13 protein-coding genes are annotated in these 16,102 nt (G+C 63.2%); 2 read left to right on the forward strand and 11 right to left on the reverse strand.

Annotated elements, in window-relative coordinates; translation table 11 throughout:
• Positions 1-72: 72 nt before the first annotated feature.
• Positions 73-1,386, reverse strand: a complete 1,314-nt coding sequence (locus ACELLULO517_RS12825; protein ID WP_227307792.1) for an MFS transporter — start codon at positions 1,384-1,386, stop codon at positions 73-75.
• 22 nt (positions 1,387-1,408) lie between these two features.
• Positions 1,409-2,431 (reverse strand): amidohydrolase family protein, encoded by a 1,023-nt coding sequence (locus ACELLULO517_RS12830; RefSeq protein WP_227307793.1) that lies wholly within the window; start codon positions 2,429-2,431, stop codon positions 1,409-1,411.
• 171 nt (positions 2,432-2,602) lie between these two features.
• On the opposite strand from ACELLULO517_RS12830, the gene ACELLULO517_RS12835 reads away from it, so the two are divergent.
• Entirely contained in the window at positions 2,603-3,562 is a 960-nt protein-coding gene (locus ACELLULO517_RS12835; protein ID WP_227307794.1) for a LysR family transcriptional regulator, read from the forward strand.
• 13 nt (positions 3,563-3,575) lie between these two features.
• Here the strand turns inward: ACELLULO517_RS12835 and ACELLULO517_RS12840 are convergent, their stop codons facing one another.
• The 3 genes from ACELLULO517_RS12840 to hisD all read right to left on the reverse strand — a co-directional run bounded on the left by ACELLULO517_RS12840 (position 3,576) and on the right by hisD (position 6,721).
• A complete protein-coding gene (locus ACELLULO517_RS12840) occupies positions 3,576-4,340 on the reverse strand; it encodes an SDR family NAD(P)-dependent oxidoreductase (RefSeq protein WP_227307795.1) in 765 nt (254 codons plus the stop codon).
• Entirely contained in the window at positions 4,318-5,364 is a 1,047-nt protein-coding gene (locus ACELLULO517_RS12845; RefSeq protein ID WP_227307796.1) for a LacI family DNA-binding transcriptional regulator, read from the reverse strand. The genes ACELLULO517_RS12840 and ACELLULO517_RS12845 overlap by 23 nt, the downstream gene beginning before the upstream one ends.
• 70 nt (positions 5,365-5,434) lie before the next feature.
• On the reverse strand, positions 5,435-6,721 hold the full coding sequence (gene hisD, locus ACELLULO517_RS12850; RefSeq protein ID WP_227307797.1) for a histidinol dehydrogenase: 1,287 nt from the start codon (positions 6,719-6,721) through the stop codon (positions 5,435-5,437).
• 231 nt (positions 6,722-6,952) lie between these two features.
• On the opposite strand from hisD, the gene ACELLULO517_RS12855 reads away from it, so the two are divergent.
• Positions 6,953-9,238, forward strand: coding sequence for a molybdopterin guanine dinucleotide-containing S/N-oxide reductase (locus ACELLULO517_RS12855; protein ID WP_227307798.1), 2,286 nt, complete (start codon positions 6,953-6,955; stop codon positions 9,236-9,238).
• A 15-nt stretch (positions 9,239-9,253) separates the two neighbouring features.
• Here ACELLULO517_RS12855 and ACELLULO517_RS12860 read toward each other — a convergent pair whose 3' ends face one another.
• From ACELLULO517_RS12860 to ACELLULO517_RS12885, 6 genes are all read right to left on the reverse strand, one after another.
• A complete protein-coding gene (locus ACELLULO517_RS12860) occupies positions 9,254-10,558 on the reverse strand; it encodes a replication-associated recombination protein A (protein WP_227307799.1) in 1,305 nt (434 codons plus the stop codon).
• Between the two features lie 97 nt (positions 10,559-10,655).
• On the reverse strand, positions 10,656-11,726 hold the full coding sequence (locus ACELLULO517_RS12865; protein ID WP_227307800.1) for an ABC transporter permease: 1,071 nt from the start codon (positions 11,724-11,726) through the stop codon (positions 10,656-10,658).
• 1 nt (position 11,727) lies between these two features.
• Positions 11,728-13,257, reverse strand: coding sequence for a sugar ABC transporter ATP-binding protein (locus tag ACELLULO517_RS12870; RefSeq protein ID WP_227308199.1), 1,530 nt, complete (start codon positions 13,255-13,257; stop codon positions 11,728-11,730).
• Positions 13,257-13,943 (reverse strand): DUF2291 family protein, encoded by a 687-nt coding sequence (locus ACELLULO517_RS12875; protein WP_227307801.1) that lies wholly within the window; start codon positions 13,941-13,943, stop codon positions 13,257-13,259. The genes ACELLULO517_RS12870 and ACELLULO517_RS12875 overlap by 1 nt, the downstream gene beginning before the upstream one ends.
• Before the next feature lie 20 nt (positions 13,944-13,963).
• Positions 13,964-14,902: a D-ribose ABC transporter substrate-binding protein gene (locus tag ACELLULO517_RS12880; RefSeq protein ID WP_227307802.1), complete on the reverse strand. Its 939-nt coding sequence runs from the start codon at positions 14,900-14,902 to the stop codon at positions 13,964-13,966.
• Between the two features lie 161 nt (positions 14,903-15,063).
• Positions 15,064-16,098 (reverse strand): MBL fold metallo-hydrolase, encoded by a 1,035-nt coding sequence (locus tag ACELLULO517_RS12885; RefSeq protein WP_227307803.1) that lies wholly within the window; start codon positions 16,096-16,098, stop codon positions 15,064-15,066.
• Between the last annotated feature and the right edge of the window lie 4 nt (positions 16,099-16,102).

The following is a 16,102-nucleotide window of genomic DNA, read 5'->3' on the forward strand; positions in this document are numbered from 1 at the left end:
ACCCGGCGCTGGGCGGCGCGAACGGGCGGGGGTTGATGGGCGAGTACTGGCCTGCGCGTCCGGCTAGGGACGTCATGCGCGGGCCTGACGGTCCGCGAGCCTTGAGCGGCCGGCCTGCCGCGGGTCGGCGATGCCGCCGCGCGTCAGCGTGAGGCAACTCACCATGCCGATGAACAGAATGACGCCGGCCAGCACGAAGGCGGACGAGAAGCTGCCGGTAAAGGCGACGATATAGCCTGTCACGATCGGCGCGAGGATCGCGAAGAAGGCGCCGCCGGTGATGAGAAGGCCTGTCGCCTTCCCGGCCTGGCCAGCTTCCGCCAGCAGATCATTGGTGAGCGCGATATTGAGCGTGATGGCAGTCGAAACGCCGGTCAGCGACAGCGATATGATCGCTTCGATCAGCCAGATGGAATTGGCAAAGGGCAGGGCAAAGATGACGGAAGCGAGGATCAATGCCGCCACGATCAGTAGGCGCCGCCGCCCCTTGTGCAGGCTATTGTGATCCAGAGCCATGTCGCTGAGGCGGCCAAGGATCACCCCGAGCACGACGCAGACCGCATAAGGCAGCGCCGTGAACAGGCCGGTCTTCATGATCGTGAGATGGCGTGCGGCCGCCAGATAACTGGGCAGCCAGGTCAGGAACAGAAATTGCGAGTAGGAGGTGCAGCCCTGTGTCAGCAACAGACCCCACATCGATAGATTGCCGAGAAGGCTGAGCACGCCGATTTTGGGACCGGCCGCGCTCGTCTCCTCCAGATGGGTGCGCGCGCCGTCACGTGTCGCAAGAATGAAGGCGCGTTCCTGATCATTGAGAAAGCGCGCCTCTTCCGGCTTGCGATAGATCAGCAGCCAGGCCGCGAGCCACACGAAGCCGAAAAGCCCTGTCGCGATAAAGCCGCCGCGCCATCCGGTCAGCGATACGATGGCAGCGACGATCACGGCGCCGACCGCCGGCCCCGCGTAGGAGCCGCCGTTCAGCGAGGCCGCAGCGAAGGCGCGTTCCGAGGCCGGTATCCATTCGCGAATGATTTTGCCGCCGGTCGGAAAGCTTGATGCCTCACCCGCGCCCATGACGAGTCGTGAGACGAGCACGGACGAAAAGTTCCAGCAGAATCCGGTCGCGATCGTTGCCAAGGAAAAGATCGCCATTCCGGCGGCATTGGCGGTGCGTGTTCCCCAGCGATCCGCTGCCAGCCCCCAGAGGATGAGGCAGGCGAAATATCCCCAGATGAAAGACGAGAAAAGATAACCCATTTCGACCGTGCCGATATGAAACGCTTCCGACAGGGGTTTGGCAGCGACGGAGAGCGCAACGCGGTCGATATAGTTGATCGAGGTCAGGGTGAATAAAAATACAAATATACGCCATCTCTTGACCGGCATGATGGAACCCTCATTATTTTTATTATTTTATTTTGTAAAAATTAGCAGCCGTTTCTGAGAAGAGGGCGTTCTTTTCTGTGGCGCTATACTGTGAGGAGGCAAGCTTCAGCGCGTTCCAGAGAATGGGATAGCTGATGGCGCCCTTGTCGACCGGAAAATTGCTCTCGAACATGCAGCGGTTCGGGCCGAAAGCCTCGATGCAGGCGGCGAAATAGGGTCCCCAGGCGGTGGCGACTGTCTGGGAATCGGGCGGCGCTTCGCGCTTCTGAAATCCGAAACCGATCCGGGGCATGCCGAGCCCGCCGAGCTTGACATGCAGATTGTCGAACCGCGTCAGACTTGCCAGGTCCTTTTGCCAGGACTGGAACACTTCCGTTCGCTGGCCCTGGAACGGTCCGATGCCCAAGGGGCCGCCGCAATGGTTGATGACCATGGGAAGATCCGGCAAGGCGCGGGCAAGTGCCGCGACCTCAGGAAGTTGCGTGTGAAAGACCCAGATATCGAGGGTCAGCCCCATCTGTGCGAGTTGGGCAGCGCCTTGCTGGAAGGCAGGATCGGCCAGCAGGCCCGCCGGAGGTCCATCGGCGGGCGGCCGCAACGCGGGATGCGCGTGCCAGGCCGCGCGAGCGCGAACGCCGCGAAAGCGGCCTTGCCCAGCCGCGACATGCGCCTCCAGACATTCCTGCGTGAAACCGCCGCATGTCAGATCGGTGAAGCCGACGATGGCAGCGCAAAAGCGGGTTTCCCCCACAACCCGATAGCAGCCGGCCGCAAATTCGGTCTCACCGACAGGTTTGAGATGATCCGGGCCGCTATCACGGAGATGCGATTTGGCCTCGACATAGACGGTGGCGGCGATGCGGTGGCCCGCCTTGGCATCGGCGATCAGGTCAGGCAATTGATACGGCGCAAGCGGTTCATCCCAAAGGTGATGATGCGCGTCGATAATCGGCTGGCCCGCGTCGATGACATCTTCACGCCGGAGGGCAAGCCAGTCAGGCCGGACGACAGGGAAATTCGCTTCCCTGTAGGCATCGTCGAACATGGACATTTCCTTACAGACCGCGGCTCTATTGGCCGTCTTTGGAGGTCGATATTGACGCGATTGCCCCTCCGGCGCATTCGATAACAGTTATCGAATGCGCCGGAGGCAGCGCGGCCGGGCCGGCACGGCGTCCCGCGCGTCAAAAGAAACTTGGCTTGGGGAAGAAAGCGGATGGAACTGCATCAGCTGCGGTATTTCACCGTCATCGCGACGGAAGGCAGTTTCTCGCGCGCATCGGCGCTGCTCGGCGTCAGCCAATCTGCCCTGACACGACAGATCCAATTGCTTGAAGAGGAAGCCGGTTCCCGTTTGTTGCACCGCAACGGACATGGTGTGACCCTGACCATGGCCGGGGCGAAATTCCTGGCCTCGACGGAAAAGGTTCTCAGCGGGGCCGAGCACGCCCTTCTCGAAGTTCAGGCGATGAGCGCCACGCCCTCCGGCAAGGTCGTGCTCGGCATTCCCCCGATGCTGGGCGAACATCTTCTGGTGCCGCTGGTGCGGCGGTTCCGCGAGGATTATCCTGAGGCAAAGCTGCAAATTCGCGAAGGCATCAGTGGTTATGTGATGGATTGGCTGATGTCAGGTCAGGTTGATGTTGCAATCGTGTATAATGCCCCCAGGCGAGCGACCTTAAATGTGGAGACCTTGGTTACCGACCAGCTTCTGCTCGTCGGTGCCACACAAGGAAAAACCCGCCTGGGCGATCCCATTCGCTTCGCCGATGCCGTTCGCATGCCGCTGATCCTGCCGTCCGGACATCACGGTCTTCGCTATATCGTCGATCAGGCAGCGCGCGATGCGAAGCTGGAACCCAATGTCGTGATCGAGGTGGACGGTTTCGCCGCCATCAACAAGCTGGTCGCGGCGGGTTTGGGCATGACGCTGCTGCCTTACCCTTTCGCCAGCGCGGGCCTTGCGCGGGGCGAGGTCACCATGTCGCCCATCATCGAACCGAGCCTTATCGGCGTATTCTCGATCGGTATGACGACGCATCGGCCCGTTACGGCCGCGATGCGAGCGCTGTACAATGCCCTGCGTAACGAGATGCGTCAGCTATTGACGGATGGGGGCTGGAAGTCCGGGCGGGACGTGTTTCCCGCCGACACGGACAAGGTCGCTCAAGCGTGAATCCGCAAAAGGTTCACTCCGCCGTCCATCCGCCGTCCAGCATCATCGACGAGCCGGTCATCAGCGCGGACGCGTCCGAGGCGAGATAGACGACCGCGCCCATGATATCCTCGACCTGCCCAACCCGGCCGATTTTGATTCGCCGCAAGACGTCCGACGCAAAGGCCGGGTCTTCGAAATAAGGCCGGGTGAGGGGCGTTTCGATGAAGGTGGGGCAGATCGTATTGACCCGAATGCCGTAGGGACCGAGCTCGATCGCCATGGCTTTGGTCAACCCTTCCAGTGCATGTTTGCTGGCGCAATAGACGGTACGGTTCGGCGCGCCGACATGGCCCATCTGGCTGGAGACATGGATGATGGAGCCGCCGCGGCCGGCATCGTGCAGCCTGCGCGCCACGGCCTGGGCCAGCGCGAAGGGGGCGCGCAGGTTGAGGTTCATGATGGCGTCGAAATCCTCCATCGGCACCTCCAGAAACGGGCGCGGGCGGTTGGTGCCGGCATTGTTGACGAGAATGTCGAAGGGAAGCTGGCCCGCGATTGCGGCGGCAGCGGCTTCGGTATCGAGAACGTCGAGCACCATCGTGTCAGCGTGGCCGCGGGCCGCGCGGATGGCCTCGGCGCCCGCCTCGATCTCGGGGCGCGAGCGCGCCAGCAAGGTCACGGCCGCGCCGGCCTGGGCCAAAGCGGCGGCGCAGGCGAGGCCGATGCCGCGCCCGGCGCCGGTGACGAGGGCGCGGCGCCCGTCCAGTCTCATGTCAGGCAGGCGAGGAAGGATCATGTCCGCTCCGTGATGATGCGCGGCGCCGGTTGGTCCGGGGCGGGGTGAGACCGGTTGAGGCGCGCTCGATCAACTGGCCGGGCAGCACGTGTATTTCCGGCGGCGCCGCGCTTTCCATATGCGCCGTGAGATAGGAGACGGTCGCCGCGATCATCGCCTCCACCGGCTGGCGCAAAGTCGTCAGCCGATAGGCGGGCCAGGCGGCCATCGGGATATCGTCGAAGCCGACGACCGCCACGTCCTCCGGCACGCGCAGGCGCAATTCCTGGCGCAGCGCGTCCATTCCGCCGAGGGCGGTGATGTCATTCGCGTAGAAGATGGCGTCCGGCTTGGACGGCGCGATCCGCAGCGTGGCCGCATAGCCTTGTTCGTAGCCATAGTCGGTGCCGGCGGTATGCGCATGCAATGGCAAGCCGAGCGCGTTGAGGCGGTCGGTGAAGCCGCGCTCGCGGTCGGCATTCGTGGAGGTATCGGCACGACCGCCGACGAAGCCGATGCGCTTGCGGCCGAGGCGCGCGAAGAGGTCGGCGACTGCCGCGCCGCCCGCGACATTGTCGCAGGCGACGGTGGTGACATCCGTGCCGGGCACCGAGCGGTTGAACAGGATGGCCGGCCGGCCGGTGGCGAGCCAGGTCTGCGCCATGCCGGAGGAGATCGGCGCGGAGGCGATGATGACGGCATCGACCTGATACTGCATCAGCAGCGGCAACTGCCCATCGACATCCTCCCCCGGCGGGGCGTGGAACAGCAGCGTCTGCAATCCCACTTCCTGCAAGGCACGTGTCAGACGCTCCAACAATTCCGGGTAAAAGGGATTGGTCATCCCGGCCATGACGATGCCGACGATATTGCTGCGGCGGGTGGAGAGGCTGCGCGCCACCACATTCGGCCGGTAGCCGGCAGCGGCGGCGGCATCCATGATCTGCATCCGCATGGCGGGCGCGATGCTGGCCTGGCTGCTGAAGGCGCGCGAGATCATCGATTGCGACACGCCCAAAGCCCGCGCGAGATCCCGCGACGTCATCGGGCGATGCGGTTTGGTTTGTTCCGCTATGGGGCGCGGTTCTTTGACCGACGCCCCCGCGACCGATGGGTCAGGTGCTGTTGCGTCCGCCATAGCGTCTCACCCGCAGGTCTGCCTGCGCCTGATGTCCGGCGAAATTCTCGATCGCGCAGAGGCGCGAACAATATTCGCCGATCATGGCCGAGGCCTCGTCATCCACCTCCTGAAAGGTGCAGGTCTTGAGGAATTTGCCGACCCAGAGACCGCCGGTATAGCGGGCGGCCTTCTTTGTGGGCAGCGTATGGTTGGTTCCGATCACCTTGTCACCATAGGCGACATTGGTCTGCTTGCCGAGGAAAAGCGCGCCGTAGTTGGAGAGATTTTCCAGGAACCAGCGCGGATTGCGCGTGAGTATCTGGACATGTTCAGAGGCGATCCTGTCGGCTTCCTGCAGCATCTCCTGCTCCGTATCGCAGAGGATGATCTGTCCATGGTCGCGCCAGGCGGCGCCGGCGACGTCTGCCGTCGCCAATCGGGTCAGCTGCTGTGCGATCTCGGCCTCGATCTCGTCAGCGATGCGGGCTGAGGTCGTGAGCAGGATGGCGGGCGACGTCGGCCCATGCTCGGCCTGCCCCAGCAGATCAGTCGCGCACATTTCAGCGTCCGCGCTGTCATCGGCGATGATGAGCGTCTCCGTCGGTCCCGCGAAAAGATCGATGCCGACCCGGCCGTAGAGCTGCCGCTTCGCTTCCGCCACGAAGGCGTTGCCGGGCCCCACGAGCATATCGACGGGGGCGATGGTCTTGGTGCCGATCGCCATGGCCGCCACGGCCTGGATGCCGCCCAGGACATAGATCTCATCCGCGCCGGCCATGGACATGGCGGCGATGGTCGCGATGGGGATTTCGCCGCCGATGGGCGGCGTGCAGGCGATGATCCGCTTCACCCCGGCGACCTTGGCGGTGACGATGCTCATATGGGCCGAGGCCACCATGGGATAGCGCCCGCCCGGCACATAGCAGCCGACGCTCGCGACCGGGATATGGCGATGGCCGAGGCGCACGCCGGGTAAGGTCTCTACCTCCAGGTCCAGCATCGTGGCCCGCTGCGCTTGCGCGAAGCGCCGGATCTGCGCCTGGGCAAAGGCGATATCTTCGATCACCTGGGCCGGCAAAGTGGCGATCAGCGCGTCGATCTCCGCCTGCGTCAGGCGAAAGGAGGGGCGATCCCATTTATCGAACCGCAAGGACAGGTCCCGCACGGCCGTGTCGCCGTTACGGGCCACGTCATCGAGAATGCCCTCGACGGTCTGCCGCACGCGGCGATCGGCGTCAGCCGTTTCCTGCTCGTTGGCGCCCTGTTTCAGAATGCGGATCATGGTTTCGTCATCTCCCAGCTTCGAGCGGCTTCAGCGCCTTTTTGCGTCTGTCTTGTGGCGCGCGATGCGATCTGACAGCCGCCGTTCCGAAACAATAGGCGTTTTGCATCCGGATGCAAGAACGTTGATCCGCGCGACAAGGCGGGCTGCCGTAAAGCGGTTGCCTTGACCCAGGCCTAGTGCGACATTCCGGTGAGGGTTTCCCATCCCGTTGCAGGCCGAGGTGACAGTTTGGACGATGGCTTCAAGCCGCATAGCTCCCACTGGGGCGTCTTTTCCGCCCGTTGGCAGAATGACGCGCTGGAGGTCCGCAATCATGCAGGCGACCCCGACCCCAATCTGATCGTCCAGAATTTTCCGGCGGCGCTGCGCCATCCGGCGCGCATCGCCAAACCCATGATCCGCCGCGGCTGGCTGGAACAAGGGGCCGGTCCCAGTGCCCGCCGTGGGCGGGACAGTTTCGTGGAAGTCACGTGGGATCAGGCGCTCGATCTTCTGGCCGGCGAATTGCAGCGCGTGAAGGACAGTCATGGACCCGGCGCGATCTTCGGCGGTTCCTACGGCTGGGCCAGTGCCGGGCGCTTTCACCACGCCCAAAGCCAGGTACATCGCTTCCTCAATCTGACGATGGGTGGCTATGTCCGCTCCGTCAACAGCTACAGCGCCGGTGCATCCTCCGTCATCGTTCCGCATATCCTGGGCAATTATCACGGCCTGACGATGCATAACGTGACCTGGGAGCAGGTCGCTGAGCATAGCGAAATCGTGCTCGCCTTCGGCGGCATGGCGTTGAAGAATTCGATGATCGCGGGTGGCGGCATCAGCCAGCATGTCGAGAAGGGCGCGATGCAAAAGGCCGCAGAACGCGGCTGCGCTTTCCTGCTTGTGGGACCCTTGCGCCAGGATCTGCCGCAGGAGGCGACGGCGGAATGGATCAGCGCCATCCCCGGCACCGATACGGCGCTGATGCTGGCGCTGGTTCATACGCTGGTGAGCGAAGGACTGCAGGATCAGGCCTTCATCGATCGCTATTGCGAGGGTTGGCCGGTCTTTCAGGATTATCTGCTGGGCGTGTCGGACGGCCAGCCCAAGGACGCGGCCTGGGCCGCGCCGATCACCGGCCTGCCCGCCGGGGAGATCACGGCTTTGGCGCGCCGGCTGCACGGCAAGCGCGTGCTGGTCACTGTCGCGCATTCCCTGCAGCGCGCGGAACATGGCGAGCAGCCGGTCTGGATGGGCGCGGTGCTTGCCGCCGTGCTGGGGCAGATCGGGCTGCCGGGCGGCGGCTACGGCTATGCCATGGGGGCGATCGGCTATTACGGCCGGCGCAATAATGCCGTATCCAGCCCGACGCTGTCACAGGGCCGCAACGGCGTGGCCGATTTCATCCCCGTCGCGCGTATCGCCGATATGCTGCTCAATCCCGGCGGGCAGTACCGCTATGACGGCGAGACGCGGACCTATCCCGACATCCGGATGATCTATTGGGCGGGCGGCAATCCCTTCCATCACCATCAGGACCTCAATCGTCTTCGCCGCGCCTTCGCGCAGGTGGATACTGTCGTGGTGCATGAACTGGCCTGGACAGCGACCGCGCGCCAGGCCGATATCGTTCTGCCCGTCACGATGACGCTGGAACGGGAGGATATCGGCTATAGCGCGAATGATCCGCTGATGGTGGCCATGCATAAGATCGTCGAGCCCTTCGGCGAGGCCAGAGATGACTACGCGATCTTCGCGGGTCTGGCGCAGCGGCTTGGCAGCGGCGAGCGTTTCACGGAAGGACGCGACGCGCGGGAATGGCTTGCGCATCTATATGACCGCACGCGCAAGTCGCTTGAGATGCAGGACCTTCCGGCGCCGCGCTTCGATGAATTCTGGGACGCGGGCAGCCTGACCTTGCCGCAGCAACCGGATGACGGCGGCTTCCTGCGGGCCTTCCGGGATGATCCCGTGGCGCATCCGCTGAAGACGCCGAGCGGCAGGATCGAAATCTTCTCTGCCAGGATCGCGGGATTTGAGGAGCCGGATTGCCCTGGACACCCGACCTGGTTGCCGCCCGTGGATGTGCCCCGGCCGGGCGCGTCGCTGTTTCTGGTCGCCAATCAGCCGGCGACGCGCCTGCATAGTCAGCTCGATTTCGGCGGCCATAGCGCGGAGGCGAAGCGGCGCGGCCGGGAGGTTGCCAGCATGCATCCCGAGGACGCTGCGCGCCGCGGGATCAGTGACGGCGATATCATTCGCCTGTTCAATGAGCGTGGTGCTTGTCTTGCCGCGCTTCGCGTGACGACGGATGTCAGGCCCGGCGTGGTGCAATTGCCGACAGGCGCCTGGTACGACCCGGACGACCCCGAGGACGAAAACCCCCTTTGCGTACACGGCAATCCGAATGTGCTGACAAGAGATGTCGGCACCTCCGCCCTGGCGCAGGGCTGCACCGGGCAGTTGACGGCGGTGGAAGTCGAAAAATTCGACGGCAATTTGCCGCCCATCCGCGCTTTCCTGCCGCCGTCCTGACGTTCTGACAGGGGATCAGGGATCGCGCGTCGGCGATCCTTGCGTGACACGCTGCCAATAGTCGTCGGCGCGCTTTTCGAAGGTGGCCGCGTCGCGTGCGTCGCTTTGATAAAAGGCGCCCTTGCCGATATTCGGTGCGTAGGTCTGCTCGACCCAGCCGCGGGGGTCATCATGCGGGAAGAGATATCCGACATGGCCGAGTTCGGCAGCGCCCTTGTAATGCGCGTCGCGCAGGTGCAGCGGTACGGCTGCCGGCGGCTGCTTTGCCACGAAGTCGAGTGCGGCCGAGATCCCCCGGCAAGCGGAATTCGATTTGGGAGCGCGCGCGACATGCAAGGCCGCATGGGCCAGGATGATCCGGGCTTCCGGATAGCCGATTTTCTCGACCGCCTGCGACGCGGCGACGGCCGTCTGCAAGGCAGTGTTATCGGCCAGGCCGACATCCTCGGAGGCATGGATCATGATGCGCCGGGCGATATAGCGCGGGTCTTCACCGCCCTGGATCAATCGCGCCAGCCAATAGAGCGTCGCATCCGGATCAGACCCGCGCATCGATTTCACAAATGCCGAGACAACATCGTAATGAGCGTCACCGGAGCGGTCATGATTGACCGGCGCGGCGGCATAGGCCTCCTCGATCATCGCATCCGTCACAATCGTTGCCTGTGCATCCGAATGACCGACGGCCAGGCTTTCCAACGTCGTCATGGCACGCCGGGCATCCCCGCCCGAACGGCCGGCGATGCGGCGGATCTGCGCGGGGGCGATTGTGACGGCAATCCCCGTCGCCGCCAGATGGTCGATGCCGCGCTGCACGACCTTCATCATGTCCTCGATGGACAGCGGCTCAAGCTTGAAGATCGTCGACCGTGAGACCAGTGCAGGCGTCAGCACGTGATAGGGATTGCCCGTGGTCGCGCCCATGAAGTCCAGGATACCGTCCTCGCAGAGCGCCAGCAGATCATCCGCCTGGGTCGCGGAAAATCTGTGAACTTCATCGACGAAGATGAGCGTCGGGCGCAGTTTGGCTTCGTCGGCGATTTTGCGCAGGTCCGAGACGCCCGCTCTGGTCGCGTTCAGCGGTCGGAAGGTCTTGCCGAGCATTTGGCCCACGGCCCGCGCGATCGAGGTTTTGCCCAGGCCGGGCGGTCCATACAGGATGATGCTGCCCAGGCGCCCGGCCGCGATGCGCCGCCGCAGGATCGATCCTTGTCCGACGATCGGATCCTGACCGATGACCTCATCCAGCGTTTTCGGGCGCAGTTGCACGGCGAGAGGCAGCGGGTTTATCGGCGCGGCGGTTTCAAATAGTCCGGTCATGGTGACGCCAGGGCCTGCTGTCTGGGAAGCGATGGACGCGGGTATCAAATCCACCGGCTTCACGCAAATCCTGGCCGCCAGCCCAGGGCGCAGACTGTCAGGCGGAGGCGAGCTGCGCCTGCAGGGCCATTTGCCGCTGCATCTTGCGCTGCACCTGATCAAGCACGACGGCCGTGATGATCACCACCCCCTTGATCACCATCTGCCAGAAGGCATTGACGCCCATCATCACCAGACCGTCGCTGAGGACGCCGATGACGAAGGCGCCGACCACGGTGCCCCCGATGGTGCCGCGACCGCCCATGAGAGAAGTGCCGCCGAGGACGGTCGCGGCGATGGCATTGAGTTCGAAGCTTTCACCGCTGGCCGGATTGGAGGCCACGAGTTCAGATGAGACAACGAGGCCAGCGAAGGCCGCACAGAGGCCGGAGATGACATAGACCGCGATCTTGATGCGCGCGATGCGCACGCCCGACAGACGCGCTGCATTCTCATTGCCGCCGACGGCATAGACCTGCCGCCCGAAGGAGGTCTGGGTCGCGATATAGCCGGCGACGGCGGTCATCACCACCAAGGCCAGGATCGAGAAGGGCACGCCAAAAATGGTACCCGAGCCCAGGAACGGAAAGCCGGTATTGCCATAGGCCGGCGTGCCGACAAGATTGGCGAAGGTCTGGCCGTTGGAGATCAGCAAGGCAGCACCGCGCGCGATATACAAGGTGCCGAGCGTCGCGATGAAGGGTGCGACATTGAGTTTGGTGACGAGCACGCCGTTGAGGCCGCCGATCACCATGCCGGCGGCGAGCGTCATGGCCACCGTTTCCACCACATTGGGATAAATGGTGACGCCCAAGGCATTGATCGGAATGCCGACATCGATGAGCCCGCCCGCGACCATGCCGGCGAGGCCGACGATGGAGCCGACGGAGAGATCGATGCCGCCGGTCAGGATGACGAAGGTCATGCCGATCGCCATGAAGGCATTGATCGCGACATGCTTGGCCAGAATGATCAGCGTCGACGGGGTCAGGAAGTTCGGCGTCGTGATCGAAAAGAAAAGCACGACGACGATCAGCGCGATGAAGGTGCGCATGCTGATCAGCAGCATCGGCAGGGAGAGGCTGGTCCCACCGCCAAGGCTAAGTCCACGGAGTTGAGCGATCTTCATCTTATGCGGCTTCTCTTGCATGGGATCTTGGCGTGGAGGCGGCCACAAGCGCTTCTTCTGTCATCGTTTCACGGGTGAATTCGCCGGCGATACGACCCTCCGTCATCACCAAGACCCGATCCGACAAGGCCAGAACTTCCTTGAGGTCGGATGTCGCGAAGGCGATCGCCAATCCTTCATCGGCCAGACGTCTGATCGAGCGGAAGACCTCGGCCTTGGCGCCGACATCGATGCCGCGGCTGGGTTCGTCGAGCAGGAGGAGTTTCGGCAAGGTCAGCAGGGCCTTGCCGATGACGACCTTCTGTTGATTGCCACCGCTCAGCGCCGTGACCTCAACCTCCGGGGTGGAGACCTTGATCCACAGCGAACGGATCATGCGCTGGACGCTGGCCTTCTCCAGCACCTTTGACACCCGTGAGAAGCGCGTCAGCCGCCATAGCGATGCGAGCGACAGGTTGGCGCCGACCGACATGGATTGCACCAGCCCCTCGCGCTGCCGGTCTTCCGGCACCAAAGCCACGCCCTGACGGATACGATCAGGCAGGGCCAGGCCAGCGAGGTTCTTGCCGGCGACGGTGATCTTGCCCTTGGCAGTGGGATGCACGCCCATGATGCATTCGAAAAGCTCGGACCGCCCGGCCCCGAGCAGGCCGTAAAAGCCGACCACCTCGCCCGCGCGCAGCGTGAAGGAGACGTCATTGACGACGCGACTGCCCTGGGGCCCGATCAGCGCAATCCCCTCGGCCTGCAGCACCACGCTTTGGCCGTGATGGATGGTGGGTGTCAGCGCACTTTCCAGCGGGCCGACCATCTGATGGATGATCCAGGGAACCGAGATATCGGCCTTGGGCGCGCGTGCCTGAATCCGCCCGTCCCGCAGGACCGTGATATAATCGCCGATCCGCACAAGCTCTTCGAGCCGATGCGAAATATAGATGATGGCGACGCCCGATTCCTTCAGCTCGGCCACGATGCGGAACAGGATATCGACCTCGGTCGCGCTGAGCGCGGAGGTCGGCTCATCCATGATCAGGATGCGTGCATTCTCAACCAGCGCCTTGGCGATTTCCACGATCTGCTGCTGGCCGATACGCAGATCGCCGACCAGCATCTTGGGGTCCAGGCTCTGTCCCAGGCGCCGCAGAACCGCGCCCGCGCGGCGCACCTGCTCGGCATGATCGATCTTGAGACCGTGCAGACCCAGCGGATGGCCGATGAAGAGATTCTCAGCGATGCTGAGATTGGGGCAGAGGTTGAGTTCCTGGAAGATGATCGAGATGCCGTGCTCTGCCGCCTGCCGGACCGAACTGAACGAGACGGGCGTGCCGTCCAGGTCCAGCGTGCCGGTGCTGGGGCGTTCCGCGCCGGCCAGGATCTTCATCAAGGTCGATTTGCCGGCACCATTCTCGCCCACCAGGACATTGACCGCGCCGCGATAGACGTCGAAATCGGCGTCGGTCAGCGCTGTGGTGCCGGGATAAACCTTGCCGATACCGCGCGCGCGCAGCACGATCGGGTCCTGCATCTGCATCAAGCGCCGCTCACGACAAGCGTGACCGGCGTCACGTCGGTTTCCCCGGACGCGGCAGGGTCAGCCATGCCGCCCGAGAAGGTGACGGTCTTGCCGACGAGCGCCCCGAAATCGACGCCATGACGAATGTCGGCGATCGCCTTGGCATTCAGCGCATGGGACACTTCGGCATATTCGATCTGATTGACGAAGGTGGCGAAATCAAGAAAGGGCAGGCAGTCACGGATGGCGCTGCCGAAGACCACCGGCCCGACCTGAAGGATGACGGGCGACGACACATTCGGAAGGGCCAGCGTCAGCGTGCCGCGCGCAGATTTGCTATCGGATTGGGTGACGCGCCCTTGGCCCTTGACGGCAAAGGTCCAGGCGCCGCCATCGGCCGCGGGCGGCTGACCGTAAGCCTTGTCGGCCGCATCGGCATCCTTGGCGAGCCCGGCCAGAACAGTCGAGAGATCATGCGCCTGGGCCTGGAAAAAGGTGCTGACCTTGGGCCATAAACTATCGACATAGGCATTGGCGTCGAACGTGTCGGGCTTCTGCGGGTCGGTCTTATCCGCGACGCCATTGCGGACGATCTTGCAACCGGGCAGCAGCGCCAGCAGCGACCCCATGATCAGCATGTCACGGCGTGGCAAAGACGCGGCATGCGCAGAGATGCGCATGCCATGGGAGGTCGGGTTTCGCATAAGTCTCAATGACCTGAAGCTTAGGGCGAGAGCGTGAAGTTATTGAGCTTGTCCGCATTCGCCTTGGTGATGAGCACGCAGTTGATCAGCTGCTTCTCCGGCTTGCCGGTCGAGCCTGTCTTGAGAAACTGATCGGCCTCGGCGACCGCCATCTGGGCGATTTCGAAAGCGGGCTGAAGGGAGGTCGCGACGATCTTGCCTTGCTCGATCGCGTCACGCACATCGTTGCTGCCATCGAAGCCGACGACGATGACGCTTTTCTTGCCGGCGGCCTGCAGAGCGGCGGAGGCCCCCATCGCCATCGTATCATTGCCGGCGATGACGCCTTTGATATTCGGCTGTGCCTGAAGGATGGATTCCATCTTGGAATAGGCCTCGGTCTGGCTCCAATCGGCACTTTGCTGTGCCACCATCTTCAAGCCAGAGAATTGATCAAGCACATCATGATAGCCTTTGGAGCGGACGCCCGCATTGGTATCGGAAGGCTTGCCGGTCAGTTCCGCATATTCGCCGGATTCGCCCATGGCTTCGGCGAATTTCTGCCCGCCGAGGGTGGCACCCTGATAATTGTTGGAGACGATCTGGGTGACGGCGACACCGCTTTTATTGATCTCGCGATCGATTAGAAAGCTGGGGATGCCTGCGGCCTTGGCCTTAGCGACCGCCGCGACCGAGACATCGGCGCCGGCATTGTCGAGGATGATGGCCGCCGCCTTGCGCGCGATTGCCGTATCAATTTCCTGATTCTGCTTGTCCGCATCATCGTCATGGGCCAGTGACAGAACATCATAGCCGAGGGCCTTGGCCTTGGCGGTCGCCGCATCGGCCTCGGTCGCGAAAAAGGGATTGTCATGCGACGGCGTGATGACGACGATCAGCTTGTTCGCGGCAAGGGCCGGCGAGGCCCCGACACAGGCGATCCCTAAGGCAAAGGCCGCAAATTTCATCTTGTTATACAAAGTCGTTCTCCCCAACGCTGCCTTGATGGCTTGTTCATTAGCGCCGCCACGCGAAGCGGACGTCACATAAGCGATGATACACTCATTATACCAGGCGAACAAGTTCGATTAGCAAACTTTGGGGGCGGGCAGGCGCGGCGACGACCGGAAGCCCGTTCGTGTTAGCGGGACCCGGCGTCCGTGGTGATGAAGCGCTTGCCGGCAGGGTCGTCAGCCCGCTGCAGCCGTCCTTGCCGCAGCATGAGGTTGACATGCGCGAGGGTCTCAGAAAAAGCGAGACCTTTGTTGCGATTGTCCAACGGGCGGTTAAAAATCTGCTCGTTAATGGCGTTGACATTACACGGATGGGACGCCGCTATCGTCGCGATCCGATCGCAGATCGCCGCGTGATGCGCCGCGATCTCGGCGATGCGGGCATGAAGTCCGCGAAAGGGCAGCTTATGGCCCGGCAGGACCAGCACGTCATCCGCGATTTCGGCGCGGATCGCGGAGAGCGACGCGAGAAATAGGCCAAGCGGCGAGGCATCAGGCTCGATCGGCCAGACACCGATATGGGGGGTAATATCGGGCAGAACCTGATCGACGCTGAAAAAGATCTTCTCTTCCACGCAATGGAGCATGACCTGCTGATTGGAATGGCCGCCACCATGCAGGAGTTTGAAGTTCCGACCGCCGATGGTGAGGATAGCGCCCGCATGCAATGCGGTGAATTGCGGCGGCAGCGGCGTCACCATCTGGCCGTACTGCCGGATCGTATCGAGGAGATTATTGGCGATGGCGGGCGCCAGACCGTGGCTGGCGTAGAAATTGAGATAGGTGTCGCGCGCCTGCTCGAAAACACCGGCGGCGCGGGCGACCGTGAGCAGATATTCCGTCTCGCTCATCAGAAGCGGCGCCTCGGCCAGGCGCGCCAGCCAGCCGGCATTGCCGACATGATCGGGGTGGTGATGGGTCGCAATCACGCGGGTGATGCGCTGACGACCAATCAGCCCGGCCAGAAGGCTGTGCCAGATCGCCTGGGTTGTCTCATCAGGCCAGCCGGTGTCGATAACGGCGAAACCGCCTTCCTCCTCAATGAGGTAGACGTTCACGTGGTCCAGCCGCAAGGGCAGCGGCAGACGCAGCCAAAGGATGCCCTCGGCGATCTCAATCGTTTCGCCCGGGCGCGGGGGCTGAAGCGCCCCGGCCTCAGACATGCCG

The sequence above is a fragment of the Acidisoma cellulosilyticum genome (assembly GCF_020621385.1).
Classification (GTDB): Bacteria; Pseudomonadota; Alphaproteobacteria; order Acetobacterales; family Acetobacteraceae; genus Acidisoma; species Acidisoma cellulosilyticum.